We start from the raw sequence: 14596 nt of genomic DNA on the forward strand, positions 1-14596 counted from the left end.
ACCTCAAAATGCTTAATTCTGCTTTTATTATTTCTATCATGTCAATTACCTCCTTAAGTCGGAAGTAATTATATCACTTTCTTTGCAATTCTGTTAAGTATTATATTTGCAATCTTGTTAATTCTTATTTTAGCATTAATAATACTATACTCAATTCTAAATATCTTTTAGCTTCCTCAACTGTCATTCCATGAAGATCTAATTCAATGTGCTCTTTCGGAACAAAATAGGCTCTAATTTTTTTCCTCCTTATTTTTGTATACAAAAAAGCACTAGCAACACTGACTAATCTTAATTTCCGCACAACAAAATAGGCATCTATTTTGCTATGCAGTTACCAAAGTTAATCACTATTGCTAGTGCTTGTGTAAGTTATAGCATTGTTTATATATTTTTACAAGTCCCTTTCTATTTTTTGCTTTATTCTGCCAAAAAAATTTCAAAAGTAGATTCTACTGCTAGAGTTTCTTCGTTTATATCTTCATTGTAATAAATTTGTACAAACCCACATATAATAACTATAGGTGATCCCATATGAATAAATTAACACGTTCTTTTTCTAACAAACCTGATACAAAAACCTTAGATGAACTTCTGAAAATAATAATAATAATACTAGTAAGAGAAGTGGATACTGTGTTGCATCCTCCGATATTCTATAGACAGGTAGTTATTTGGGTACACACTCTCCCTGTGTTGATTTCAATAATAATTTAAACTTGTCGGCATGTAGCCCATGGTACATCTAGCCCCATCCACCGAGTCCTGTAGCCACTACATACTTTTTTACGATTTCATTTTTATCTGTATCAATTAAAAACAATGAAATTGATAGATTTCTATTCTTTAAATCCTCTTCAAAGCTATATATTTCCACAAGCTTTTTGCCTATATTTCTGATTCTATAAGTACCTGTATTTGTTATTATAAAGTCTCCTATGAGAAGAACTGCAAGTATACATAAAAAACCTATAGTTATAAGCATAGTACGCCTAGACATAAACGAACCCCTCCCCATTATAATTTATTATATGGGGAATATGTGTGAAATAAAACTTGTACTAGGGGAGAAAAATTGTTAAGTTATCCCTTCATGTCCCTGTGTGCCTTCTCAATAACCAAACATATGTTGATTATTAATCACCTTTTAAAGTATATCTTGCGGGATTAGTCAATTTTAATATTTCATTATCTTCCAAAGCACGCTTTAACCATGTGCTAATCTGTTTACTGTTAACATTTAAAATCTCACTCAGTTCTTTCTGATTTTTAGGTTCTACAAGAGCTTTCTTAATATTTGGTAAAACTAAATCATAAACATCTAAGGATTCATTATTTGAGTCTTCCATTACTTGAGTTACTTCTTCTTTGCTTTTTTTATACAAGCTATATATATCAATTTGTTGAGCTTTCTCATGTCTATGACTGTTCTCTATATTGTTCTCGAAAAATTCTCTAAACGAAACATTGCTATCTTCAATTATGTCTAAACTAATTGGATTACCACCTAATTCAATAAGTTTTTTATTACCTGTTGGTATTTTTTCGCCATCCCGAACATAAAGAGGCACCCACTTTTTCTTTAAATTATCTACTGCTCCAGTCCATGTTCCGCCTTTGCTATCACTTGAAGAAACTACAACTGCCCATTGTGATAAACCATAGATATATTTATTTCTATCCATAGCAGCATATACAGTAAAATTTGCATTTGGATTAGCTATAGATAATGCCAAAAGTCTGCCTTCTAAAATTGAATTCCTAACACTTTTTTCTTTAATTTTTTTGTTTAAATTGTTTGGTACAATCGATATTGCATATCCATTTTCTTCAATAGAAGTGTTTTCAGCAATAGTGTCAACTCCTTTTGCTCCTCCCGAAACAATAACATAGCCTTCTTTTGCACACTTACTTACAAATTTCTTTGTAAACAAAGTACCCTCACTATCAACATCTCTAGAACCTACTATTGCTATTGATTTTTTGTTAGTTAAATCCAAATTTCCACTATAATAAATTATCGGTGGAGAATAATTTTTTAGAATCTTTTTTAGTCTATATGGATAATTTTTTTCAGCTCTTGTAGTTATATAAATACCTGAGCTTTCCAATCTTTCTATTTCTATTGCTATGTTACCGCCACGTTTTAAAAGAAAATCTATACGATTACTTTCATCCTCCTTTAAAAATAGTTCTTCTTTTAACTCTTCTTTCTCTATATTTAAAAGATTAGATGGTTTTTGGATAGAAGAATTCACGATTTTTTCTACCAATTTATTCCATTGGGATGTTGTATAAGGTTTATATATTTTTTTCATATCTGCATTTAAACCTAAATCAGAACATAATAAAATCGTGGCTAAACTATCTTGATTTAATTGAAACATTAATTTAATCCTCCTTCAGCAGTAGATGCAATTGCAAATGGATATACCACACCAGAACCTGATTTTCTCAACATCTCACCACATATAGTTAATGTCCATTTGGAATCAACCATATCATCTATTAATAAGACTGGTTCATCTTTGAGTACTTTAACTACTTGGAACCCTTTAATAGCATTTCTAGCTTGCTGGTATGAATTCTTCATGTTTTTTTGTTCATCTGTTTCAATAATTTTTATAATTCCTTCTATATAGGGAATACTTAACTTATTAGCAACCCTCATAGCAAAGTTCTTTACTAACTCTGGTCTTCTTAGGGAAGGAATAGAAGTAACCCAAGTAGGTTTATTTATCATTTCCCAGGAATTAATAATTAAATCCACTGTTGCATCTACTAATTCATCTCTAAAATGTCCATGTACATATTTATCTTTCTTCACATATTTTCCCCATCCAGCATCACCATAATTACATAACACCCTACCTATTTCATTTTGATATTCTTTAGGTATTGCTTTTCTTGTTTCTGCAATAATACCAGCAGGCCATTGTTTCCTTGGCTCTATTATTAAATAATCCCTTTTAAGAAATTCTATTGCCCCTAATATATTTTCCCTTTCAACTTTATCTTTGAAAAAATTCTTTCCTTCACAGTTGCTACACCTATTGCATTTTCTTTTAATTGGATCATCTAATTCCTTTGATATAAACTCCATATAACAATCTTTATAGTCAACAAAGTCTTTCATTTTCTGTAATTCATCATATCTTTGCTCCGTTACTCTACGACTTCTTTCATGATCTGGTATCCATATCATAGGAGTCCTATAATACTTGCCCTTATCTTTTGTAATAACCATGTCGATTTCAAGCATTTTTAAGCAATTATCAATTCGTCCGCTACTCATATTTAACGACTTATATATTTGATTTTTATTAACTCCCATATATGAATCTTCAATAATTCTTAAGACATTCTTCATTTCATACTGGCTAGGGAAAGCTGATTCAATGAAATAATGTTGAATATCATCATCTTCTGCTCCATTCAATAATATTGTATAAGCAGTATGAAGCTTACGACCAGCACGTCCTATTTGTTGATAATATGCTACTAAAGAGCCTGGTCTTTGATAATGAATTACAAACCCTAAATCTGGTTTATCATATCCCATTCCCATCTTTATAGTGGCAGCTAAAGCCTTAACATTATTGTTCATCAACAAATCTTCTCTTTCTTTTTCCAATCTAATCTGCTCCTCCCTATCCGAAGATAAAGAAGTGTGATATTCCAGTACGTTTATACCTTTTAATCTAAGCCACTGTGCTACTCTATTGCAATCACTTTTAGTAAGACAATATATAATACCTGAACCTGGGATTTTATTAATATTTTCATAAAGCCAAGCAAGTCTTTCTGCTTGATCCTCTAGCTTAATTACTTGTATTTTTAATGACTCCCTCATAAGCGGTCCTCTAATAATAATAAGATTTTCTCCTAATTGTTCCTTAATATCATTAACAACTCTATTATTTGCAGTTGCTGTAGTTGCTAGTAGTGGAACATTGGACGGCAAGTTTCTTACTATTCTTATTATCCTTCTATAATCTGGTCTAAAATCATGCCCCCAATCTGATATGCAATGAGCTTCATCTATTACTAACATACCAATACCTCTATCAATAGTAATAGCATTCAAAATATTATTTCTAAAATCATCATTAGCTAAACGTTCTGGCGATATAAGAAGTATATCACAATTTCCTCTTAGTATTGCAAACTCTATTTGTGACCAATCATCACGATTATTACTATTTATAGTTAATGCCTTTAATCCAATCTTTTCTGCAGCTTCTATTTGATTACGCATTAATGATAGTAGTGGACTGATTAATATAGTTATACCTTTCCCCTGTTCTCTAAGTAGTTTTGTAGCTATAAAATAGACAATACTTTTCCCCCATCCTGTCTTTTCCACTACTAAAGTCCTTTTTCCATACAATAAAGATTCTATAGCTTCCCATTGGTCTTCCCTAAACTCTGCATTTTCTCCTACCGCCTTTTTAAGCAAATACAAAGCTTTTCCTTTCAAAAAATCTCCCCCTGTTTTTAAAATATCACTCTACTCCTAACGCCTTAAACACTGCATCCTCTACATTCTGATAAAATGATATTTGAAATTTCGAGAATAGTTCTGGAGGTACTGTCCCTATATCAGCTGCTGATGCCATTGGAAGAAGTATCTTTTTTGCTCCTGCATCGAGGCATACCTGTAGTGTGCTTGCTAGTTCTTCTACTTTTGTAATAGTACCACCTATGCTCATAGAGCCTAGAACTACCATTTGACTTTGAACTGGCTTCTTTAATGCACCAGAACACATTGCTATAAAAGCTGCTAAAGATAGCTCAGAAGTTACGCCTATTCCCTGTAAGTCTTGAATATGCATTAGATAATCGAAGTTTTGTACTGAAATGGTTCCACTGATATTCTTCTTATTTGCTTTAAAATAGTTAAATGCTGTATTAATACTTTCTTTTGCTTCTCTGTTAGAACCTAATCCACTTCTTTCAAACTTGCCTGAACCAGGTACTACTTCAGTTTCTATTTTGAAGACACCAATCATACCAGTTTCTCCATGTCCTACTACATATATATGTCCTGGCTTACCCATCCCTTCTGGAATAAGCTTTCCTCCACCCTGTTCAGGTACTGATACAAATTCTTCAGTAAATGTCTCTTTATCTATATAGGAAAAACGTACATCATAAAATTCCATTCCACCAATTTTCTTTAACTGCTCTTTTACTCTTCTTCTTCCAACTAATGCATATCTTAATATCTCTTCAATATCATCTTTAGTGTATTCTCCATTAGGATACAATAATTTAACAAGTCCTGAAACAGTTTTTCTTACAGCGATTACATCTCTTTGATTAAGGTTACTTCCGAAGTTATAATACCTGTCTATAGCATCTGAAAAAGATCTCTTTCTCATTTCCCTAAAAAATTCTGATATGTAATCTGTAATGAAACCATATTCGTTAGTGAAGTATTCTGGCCTATACTTTGGAATTTCCCAGCCTGGAACATAATAGTGCATACGATCAAAGAAAGCAGAGTCATATGCCATAGCTTCAGGAAATGGTTCAAACAAGTGAGAAGTTTTTAAAAGTACATCAACACTTTGGTTTATATTACCAACAAAAACCATAGACGCTGAAGCTGCTTTTTCTTCTCTACCTCTTGCAAAGGAACCAGAAGCCATGTAATCCTTCATTATTTGAACTCCATCCTTATCCTTAAATGAAATTCCTGCAACTTCATCAAAGGCCACTACATCCCATAGTCCTACAAGTCCTACTTTCTTGCTAGCCATATTGTAAAATAAATTTGCAACTGTAGTTTGTCCACCAGAAACTAGGATTGAGTTTGGAGATATCTCTTTGTATATATGTGATTTACCTGTACCTCTTGGTCCTAGCTCACATAAATTATAGTTATTTTCAACTAGTGGAATCATTCTAGCCAACAGATGCCATTTAACATTGTTTTCAAGCTGAGTCGGTTCCATACCAATTGACCTTAGTAATACATCTATCCATTCCTCTTTTGTGAAGTACTGTCTTCCACTAAATATTTCTTCCATATCTAAGTTAGGCATTTGAATAGGTGTTAAATTTCCAATATTAAAAGGACTTACATCTCTAATTTCTTCATCATAATAGTAATTCATTTTTAATATGCACCAGATACCACCTGCTAATAGCTTTTCATACTCTTTCACGTAATGAGAAGCTATTTGCACTCCTTTTAAGCCTAAATTAGAGAACTCAGCTTCATAAATATCTTTCTTTTCATTAAGTTTTACCGTTATTTTATCAATTACTGTGTATTGTCCTAATTCTCTTATCTTTGACTTTACCATTTCTGCTTCATCTGGTCGAACAAAATTATCAGAGAGTATCTTTTTAACCCGTTCCACTCCTTCATTTATGCTATCCTCATCATCTGTAGCACAATACATTCCTAGAAGGTACTCTAGTACATATACTGGTACATTAGCACCTTCTTTTATTTTTTTAGTTAAGTCCTTTCTCACTACTCTGCCAGCAAAATGTTCATTTAATTTTTCATTTAAGCTTGTTTCCTTATCTATGATTTCCACGTAGCTCACCTACCTACTATTAAAATCCAAAGTCATTTATAATTGCTAAATCAATCATAAATGGTACTTTGTCGTAGACTTTTTCTACTGTTTCATCCTCATCTTCCATAACTAAGTAATATTTTTTACCCTTATCATAAGCTTGATCCTTTAATGTGAATTTCTCCCTAAATGAACGTTCTTGAGGTTTTGATGACCTACTGTCAGCAATAATAATATTTTCATTAGAAATTCTGTTATCTTCCTCATCTACAAAGTAAAGTTTCAACCTAATAGGTGTTTTCTTTTCCTCTACCTTTTCTGTTTGGAAGAATTCTAGGTATGTAATCCTATTTGTAATCTTTCTCGATATATTAGTAAGCTTTACTTCTACCTTAGATGATTTGAATTCATCTTTTCTGATATTTTTAAACTTAATGACAGGGATGATTATTTCCTGAAGAGCACCTCCACCATGAACATAATTCTCACCAGCACCTTGTACTTTAAATCTAATAACACCCTTTGGAATAATTGCATTTAATTTTGATTCTTCTCCAAGTAAATACTTCATAGGAATAGTTAACAGTCCCTGCTCTTCAATCTTGTCTTCAGAAAGAATAAATCTTCTTCCCTCATCTATTGCCTTTACATCAGCTTTTCCTATTTTGTTATATTCCTGTAATGATGACCTTCTGTAGATAAATCCATGGTCTGCTGTAATGTAAATATTTGTAGCACTTACGTTGTTCACTAAATTCTTGATTAAGTTATTTAAATCATCAAATGTTTTTTCAACCGCTGTAAATACATCTCTTTCTGTAGAAGCCTTGTCCCCAATGGCATCAATAGCATTGTGATAGATATAGATTAGCTTCTTTCCATCAAAGACTTCCTTGTATTCTGCTCTATTCATATCTTTAATATGGCTATATTGTATAGCTACTACATCTGGTGAGTAGTTTAAAAGTATTTTTTGCCTGTTTTCTGTTCCAGATGAACTTAAGCCATCTACTATGACCTCTGATTTTTCATTAATCTCTATTTTCTTATGTGGAAGTAGTGTCGCCATCCCTAGTTTTGTATAAGAAGGTATGACTCCCTGCATAAATGAAAGCTCAGCCTTACCTCGTCTATCTCTATTTAATATATCGCTAAATTCCACAGCAGCTTCATATCTAAATGCATCCGATATGATTATAAATACTCTTTCCTCATTTCGTATATATGGTGAAACATATTGGGAATAAAAGTCCTGTTGTTTTGTTAGTCCACTAATTCTTATATCATTAATAAGTTCATTTTCAATAATTTGGGACCACTTCATAGATAATTCCTCTAAGTACCAATTTGTATAAGTATTTTCAATTACATAGGCAAGCTCAGAGAATCTGTCTTTATTATCTATGCTGTCATAGGCTAAATAGAATTTCCTACAAAAATAGTCGAAAAGATAATAGGTTTTAGTATAGTTATCTACTAATTCATATGCCGTCGATCCTTTAATAGATTTCTGTAATTCATTTTCTAGTCTTAAAATTTCCATTCCGTAGTATAGTATTTCATACTCGTTACTTAATTTATTGTACCAATGAGTAGTTTTTCTTCTGTTAATGATCTTTCTATAATTCTCATATTCCCCTGTGTTTTCAACTAAATTTGTAATTAGTCTAATTATTATTTCTTCATCGAAAGTTTTGAAGTTATCACATTTAATATAGTCTTCTATGTCCCATTTCTTGATATATTCTTTAATATTTAGCTTTTTCTCCATATTATTAGCCATAGCATCATACATTTCATGGTCTACTGAATGACTCATAAAATGATCAGTAAATATAATGACATCGCTTTTCTTTGAGGAAATGAATTTCTCCCAGGTACTTGGTATTCTTGCCTCTAGATTATAGCTTAAGCTTGTTATTAAGAACATAAGCATTAACTGTTCAAGATTTCTTTCTTCTAGATGATATCCATATCTTTTCTCTACCAAGCTCCAGAATACATCTATATCTCCAAACTTATTAATGTCTTCTAAATATCTATCCTCACCCTTTGTTTTTTCTATAAGCAAGGTTTTGACTACTAATTCAAAATCAATTATAGGCAGTTTGCAAAGAGATGATAAAACTCCAATCTCAACCTTTTCCTCCGTATAGTTTTCAATATTATATGAGGAGAACTTTTTATATCTTTCCTTGTTATTAAAGAATTTTATATGTTTCTTAAATACATTTCTTAGGGTTTCATCCTTCACCCCTAGATTTCTCATTATGACTGTTGCCTTGTCAGTTGAAAAATGTGTACTGTATTTTTCAATGTCTAATAGCCAATTTTCTCTTGGTAATGGCTTAGGGTTAGGTGAATAAATCAGATAATTTGAAGTTGTGTCCTCTTTTTCAAGTACATATTTTATATAAAAGCTGTTTCTATCAGTTAAGTGCAAAATCTTAGCGTTTTCAAGTTCTAGCTCATTAATTTCTTCTGTAAATTCTCCATCTGAGTCATACCAGAATACTATATTTCTACGTTTTCCATCATATGGTTCTTTATTTAAATTTTCTTCTAATATCTTTTTTATTTCTGTTAAGTTCACTTCATCACCTACTTATTTATATTTCTTCTAGCTTTCTAAATCCTTCTTGTATTGTCCTATATTCTTCCCAGTTAATATCTTTTAGCATAGAATCAATAGGTGTAAAGGTTTTTTGAGGAAACATTGTTCCAAGAGTAACAGCTAACTCACCTTTTAGTTTTAGTCTTTCATTAAACAAATATTTTGCTAATCTAAAATTCGAAATAAATTCTTTACTTTTATTTACTATAAGGCTTTCTTCTTCTCCCATTTCAGTTATAGCCTCCAGTAAAAATGTCTCTAATGCTCCATGTTTGTTAAAAGGAATAATTATTGGTAGTATTTTCACATTAATTAAATCATTAAATTCATTAATATATTCCACTTCATTCCAGTTATTATTTTCTAGCCTTACCACATCTAGGCACTCACTTAATTCCTGCAAGATACTATCGATATCTTCTGTATTATCTCTATCTCTTAATATCACAATCTTATCGAATGCCCTTTCTCTTTTCTCAAATCTAATATTCTTTAAAACTTCATTTATGGAATAACGAAGATTATCTTTTCCCCCAACACCCCAGATAACTAATAAATCGTCATTCAGGCTATACCACTTTACTTCTTCATTCTCTTGGTTTCTTACGGGAATAGTAATTTTACGTTTATCTTTTTTATTGCTAAACTCCCATCCTTTGGTTTTATTAAGGTAATAACTAATTAATATAGCGTCAGATTTGCCTTCACATAATAATATACTTTTCATCATCTCAACTCCATATTAAAATCTTCTCTTAGCTCATATGCCTTTAATCCGTCAATATTTCTGACCTTTGTTTTCTTTTCATCTAAACTATTTCTGATTGTTATTATCCTTATTAAATCTCTTAACACTTCCAGTCTATCTACATCATTTTGACTTTCTAATAAAGAATCAATTACCTCTATGCTATGTGTAGTCATAAAAACTTGAACTTTATGTCTTTTACATGCCTTTATAAACCATTTAAATATATCAACTAAAGCATCTATATGAATTGCAGTTTCAACTTCATCTATTAACAAAACTCCATTCTCTGCCTTTATAATAGATGAACCTAGCAGGAGTACTTTTTTTGTTCCCTCACCATAGGTAGACAATGGCATTAGTCCGAACTTTTTATGTTGTAAATAAGGTATGGTTTTTCCATTCTCCTCTAACATTTCCAATCCTACAATATTCTTATCAAATATCTTAAGTAAATCTACTAGCTCCTTTTTCTTTCCTTTTTTGATAACTTCATTTGGGATATTATTAGTCAAATGTTCAATAGATGTAACATACTCCATAGAAACTGTCTGAAGCTTATTATCCAATACAAATTCTTTATCCTTTTGAGATATTGTTACATTCTCTACTATTTTTTTCTCACCATAATTAACTATTATCTTACCTTCAAATCTTTCAATTTCTTTAGAATATGTTTCCTCTGTCAACATGTGAACCCTGTCCCCATTTATATCTATATTAAACTCTTGTCCTTCTATATTTGCAGAGATATTTATACTATTAGAATCAGCATTCAACATATTTTTAAAAATTGTATAATATGAGCTCTTATTGTTCAATATTTCCCTCAATCCACCAACCCTAATAATATTGCCTAGTTCAGTAGGTCTTTCTATAATGGCTATAGCCTCTAATACAGATGTCTTGCCAGCATTGTTTTCACCAACTATAACATTTACTACTCCTAGGTCTGATAATTTCAAATCCCTAATTCCTCTAAAATTTTTAATATGTAGTTCCTTAATATAACTCATTCAATCACCCCCGTACTATATCTTAGCCAATAAATCAGCTTTTAATGGTTTTTTTCCTTCCCCTTGTGAAACCTCAACCTCTTGGAATTTTCCATAGTTAACTTTTACTCCATCATCTAAGTCAATTTCTATTTTCTGATTTGCAACATGGGCTATTACTTGGTCGTAAGCTAGACATTCTTGTATCTGTTTATTTATAGCGTCCTTTTTCTTCATTGCAGCTGCTTTTTCTCTTGGTGATAGATTAGATTCTATGAGTATATCTAGCCTCTTTACTTCTGCTTCGTACATTTTTTGTAGTTTATGAAGATAATCTGTTCTAACCCTTGCTACTGTTGATGAATCATAGCGATGCATGTATATAAGAGCTTTAAATCCATTTTGCTTCCCACTGTCAAATAGCCAGTAAATAGGGCGTTTTTGATAAGTTTTTACATGGTCATTATAGAAATCTTTTAAGAAATATCTTCTTATGGTCTGTCTAGAAGTTTCACCAGTTTTTTGTCCTAATGTTTCTGCTATATAGTCTAGATTTTCCTCTAATGTTTTCTCTCCAAAGGTAATCTTTACAAACTCTACAAATCTATTTACTATATCATCTTCGAAATAATCGTCATCTACTATAGGTATTACATTGTCCATAGTTACATCTACAGATGACTTCTTCCACCCTTCTTTTGTATTAATTCTCAATTCTCCATTCTCAATTCTCAATTTCTTTTCAAACTCTCCACCTGCATAGATTAGACCTTCTTCATCTAAGGAGTATCTACCGAACATACATCCTACTGCATAGGAGATGAAGGATTTGATATCTCTTTCTCTATCAGCTTTTCTTATGGTTATGTCTTTGTCTTCTACTTCTGGAGTGAGTTCGTCTTGTAGTCCGTATATATTTATGAAGATGCGATTAAGCTCTTCTTCGTTTGCCTTAAGTTGAGCAAATTGTTCCTCTGTAAATTCGTTCCATATATTGAAAGCCGATTCTATAGTTCTATCTTTTTTTCCTAATTCTCCACTCTCAATTCTCCATTCTCCATTGATTAGAGGGTGACGTTTGAAATCCCATGAGGTTTCGAAGGAGTTCCAGTCGTTGACTGCTATATGGATATTTGCAGCTGCGAGTTCTTCAATAATTTTTCTAATTGCTTCGGATACAAAAAACACTGGAATTTTTGCTATATCTCCTGCATTAAAAGATAAAGTTGGACTAAAGAAAGATAAATATGACATAGCTACTTTTGAATTTAATAATGCTAGAAAATAATTTTTGTTCAAAATATGGTCATTAGATAGAAATAAAGCAGAACCATTTCCAAATATTGCTTTTTCCAATACTCTTGCACCCAAGTTTGATGAACTAATACTTGACCATGTAATAGAATTAATAAAATATTTGTCAGTATTTTGAGGTCTTGATTTTAATGATCCATCTGCATTCCTATAGTTTCTTATTTCATAACCATCGTTTTCCCAATTAACAATATTCCAATAGTTACCATACCATTTTCTATATCCTCCACCTTTTGAAAAAGGATACCATTTAAATAAGTTGTTCTTTTTATTGTCTGTATTATTTAAACTTATTTTTTGAAAATTAACCTCAACCCAACCCCTTTCAAATCTATCTTGATTACACGTATCTAGCCCTTTTCCTATATATCCATATCTACTTAAGCTTTTCTGACTAAATGTAATTAATAGACTGTCGCTAATCCAATATGCAATTGGACATCCTGGTATTTTATGATAATCATTCGTTTTAATTATATACCTATAATCTACCTTAATATTATTAATTGCCTCTAAAGTTTTAATTTGTTTTTTCTCGCTATTATTAAAATTAATTAGTCTGATATAAATACTTTTATAGTTTTCTATATCACAATTTCTGTTTACAAAGGCTGTACTTTGAACTACTTCCCCTCCTATTTCTTCAAAGGCTTTAGTTCCTAAATGAAGCATAGAATTAATAGTTTTCTTGCTAACAATTTCTCTTCTCAAATTCTCAAAACTAGATAAAAACATCCATGAATGCTGATTTATCATAGACATTAATCCATTCGCTTTAACATAAGAAGTTTCCATAAATACTGCAAACAAGTCAGATTTTGATCTAGGAAAATTTTTCTTTATATAGTCAGATATTTTTGTATTCATACCCTTATAACCCATATATGGAGGATTAGTACACACCACATCATACTTCTCACTCATTATCCTACCTTGATTAACAAGGAGTGGTAGCTTTTCTAATATCACTTCTTTATACTGCAACTCAAATAAATCTAATGTTTCACCATCTCTAATCTCTTCTATTCTTCTTTCTATTGCATCAAAATCTATTTTCTTGACGTCTATTATTGAGCCATATTCTTTAGCATCAGTAAATATTTCTATTAAATATTCTACATCCTCTTTGCGAATGTGCTTCTCTAATGCAGTATTTTTCGGGCTAACTAAATAGTCTATAGTTTCCTTTGGTATCCCATTACTTTCCTGAATCGAACAAACATTTAACTCTACTTTTCTTCTAAATATTCTTCTATTCTTGCTTCTTGCCTTCATCATAAGTGCAAAGGCTGCTAGTTGTCCTGCTCTATCGTCTATATCTAGTCCATATAGGTTTTTCTCTAGTATTAGCTGTGGTATATCTCTTTCTGAGTACCCTGCTTTTAGGTAGATATCATAAAGTACGTCAAAGGCATAGACTAAAATATGTCCACTTCCCATAGCTGGGTCTAGTACCTTTATACTTTCTGGGTTTAAGTTAGGGTCTTTAAGTTCATCAAGTTTCTTTTGTACCTCTGGCTCTTGTTCTGCTTCTTCTAGGTAATATTTCCACTGTGCCTTTAACTCTTCATCTGGATGAGATTCTAGCCAAAGTCTACCTAGTGAGTTTTCTACCATATACTTTACTATCCACTTTGGAGTAAATAGCTGAGTTGCAGCTGGTATGTTTTCTTTTGTAATCTTCTTGTTTTTCCTTAAGTCTGCAAATACTTCATCTTTCTTTTCGGATATATAGTATTGATAAAGCCAACCTATAATCTCTACTTGATCTTTATAATCATCTTCTTCTATAGACTCTACTAAATCCCTTATTACGGAACCTTCTCCTAATAAATTGTCTGGTAGTAGAAGCTCTGTATAGTCGGATATTTCTTCAAATACCATTGGCATAATTTTACCTAGTTCATTACATTGTTTTATTAAAAGATATTTATATAAATCCTGTGTATCATTAGAATCTATAAGCCTATATACTATATCTTTATCTAAATCTAAGTCTACATTTAACGCTTCTTTTATAATATCCGGTTCTGTTTTCCCTTCTTCCACTGATGATAGTACTCTTACTCCTGTAGGTAGGTATTCATTGACCTCCATAAAACGGAGTGCAATGAATCTATTAAACCATGTGTAGGCTACTTCTTCTATTACTTGTTCATATCCTTTTATCTTTATGTTAGATACTAGCTTTTCTCTTTGTTTTATTTCATATTTTTTATAGACTTTGCTATTTTCAATCCCTTTTACTCGAAATCCACCTTCAAAGGTTTCTATATCCTTTATTTCATTTTTTGTAATACCTAGTTCATATGCTTTTTGAGTAATATCTTCTATGAGTTTATTTCTTGCTCTTACTGCAAAATTCTTTATAGCAGATTTGTTCATCTAT

At 31.4% G+C, this 14596-nt stretch carries 9 protein-coding genes; 1 reads left to right on the forward strand and 8 read right to left on the reverse strand.

The annotated features are described in order from the left end of the window. Positions 1-534: 534 nt before the first annotated feature. Complete coding sequence (locus ABV008_RS16005) at positions 535-717, forward strand: hypothetical protein (protein ID WP_352420850.1); 183 nt, start codon at positions 535-537, stop codon at positions 715-717. 28 nt (positions 718-745) lie between these two features. On the opposite strand, the gene ABV008_RS16010 is transcribed toward ABV008_RS16005, so the two are convergent. From ABV008_RS16010 to pglX, 8 genes are all read right to left on the reverse strand, one after another. Further along, entirely contained in the window at positions 746-1000 is a 255-nt protein-coding gene (locus tag ABV008_RS16010; RefSeq protein ID WP_352420851.1) for a hypothetical protein, read from the reverse strand. 136 nt (positions 1001-1136) lie between these two features. Further along, a complete protein-coding gene (locus ABV008_RS16015) occupies positions 1137-2387 on the reverse strand; it encodes a DNA-processing protein DprA (RefSeq protein WP_352420852.1) in 1251 nt (416 codons plus the stop codon). Then, positions 2387-4480, reverse strand: a complete 2094-nt coding sequence (locus tag ABV008_RS16020; protein WP_352420853.1) for a RecQ family ATP-dependent DNA helicase — start codon at positions 4478-4480, stop codon at positions 2387-2389. Before ABV008_RS16020 ends, ABV008_RS16015 begins: the two co-directional genes overlap by 1 nt. 25 nt (positions 4481-4505) lie before the next feature. After that, entirely contained in the window at positions 4506-6563 is a 2058-nt protein-coding gene (gene brxL / locus ABV008_RS16025) for a protease Lon-related BREX system protein BrxL (RefSeq protein WP_352420854.1), read from the reverse strand. A gap of 10 nt (positions 6564-6573) precedes the next feature. Next, entirely contained in the window at positions 6574-9129 is a 2556-nt protein-coding gene (gene pglZ, locus ABV008_RS16030; protein ID WP_352420855.1) for a BREX-1 system phosphatase PglZ type A, read from the reverse strand. Between the two features lie 16 nt (positions 9130-9145). Beyond that, positions 9146-9877, reverse strand: coding sequence for a DUF3226 domain-containing protein (locus tag ABV008_RS16035; RefSeq protein ID WP_091728836.1), 732 nt, complete (start codon positions 9875-9877; stop codon positions 9146-9148). Then, positions 9877-10914 carry an AAA family ATPase gene (locus ABV008_RS16040; RefSeq protein WP_352420856.1) on the reverse strand — a complete coding sequence of 346 codons (1038 nt, stop codon included), beginning with the start codon at positions 10912-10914 and terminating at the stop codon, positions 9877-9879. Before ABV008_RS16040 ends, ABV008_RS16035 begins: the two co-directional genes overlap by 1 nt. A gap of 15 nt (positions 10915-10929) precedes the next feature. Continuing rightward, positions 10930-14592, reverse strand: coding sequence for a BREX-1 system adenine-specific DNA-methyltransferase PglX (gene pglX / locus ABV008_RS16045; RefSeq protein WP_352420857.1), 3663 nt, complete (start codon positions 14590-14592; stop codon positions 10930-10932). Between the last annotated feature and the right edge of the window lie 4 nt (positions 14593-14596).

The sequence above is a fragment of the Proteiniborus sp. genome (assembly GCF_040308045.1).
GTDB lineage: Bacteria > Bacillota > Clostridia > Tissierellales > Proteiniboraceae > Proteiniborus.